1 protein-coding gene is annotated in these 583 nt (G+C 62.6%); it reads right to left on the bottom strand.

The genetic code is table 11. The features are described 5' to 3' along the window. Nucleotides 1–243 precede the first annotated feature (243 nt). On the bottom strand, nucleotides 244–583 hold a 340-nt coding region (locus tag EN893_RS37040), incomplete at its 5' end, for a TCP-1/cpn60 chaperonin family protein (RefSeq protein WP_281062550.1).

Raw genomic sequence — 583 nt, forward strand, 5'->3', positions numbered from 1 at the left:
GGGTGGCGGTTCGTCCGATCGCTTGCCAAAGTCCGGCGAGCTCCGCAACCAGACGGCCGCCTGGACAGTCTAGCGTGGATTGCGTCCTCTCCGAAAGCCGCAAGATCAGGATTGCCTCCCGGCGCTGAGCCGGTCGGCAAGGCAGCTATGCGTAAACTTTGCGATGGATCATCTTGAGAATCATGACGGCCCCGATCGGGGGCCGCCATTCACATCTCAAACAGGTCGAACAAGTCCTGGGTTTTAGTAGCCGCCCATGCCGCCACCGCCGCCACCCGCAGGCGCGGCATCCTTGGCCGGGATGTCGGTGATCATCGCTTCGGCGGTGATCAGGAGGGCTGCGATCGAGCCGGCATCCTGCAGTGCGGTGCGCACCACTTTCGCCGGATCCACGATGCCTGCCTTGATCATGTCGACATAGACCTCGTTCTGGGCGTCAAAACCCTGATTGTGGTCCTTGCTGTCGGTGAGCTTGCCGACGACGATGGAGCCCTCGACGCCGGAATTCTCGGCGATCTGGCGGATCGGCGCTTCAAGCGCTCGCAGCACGATCGTGATACCGGCCGTGACATCGGCATTGGCG

The organism is Mesorhizobium sp. M7A.F.Ca.CA.004.04.2.1 (assembly GCF_004022825.1).
GTDB lineage: Bacteria > Pseudomonadota > Alphaproteobacteria > Rhizobiales > Rhizobiaceae > Mesorhizobium.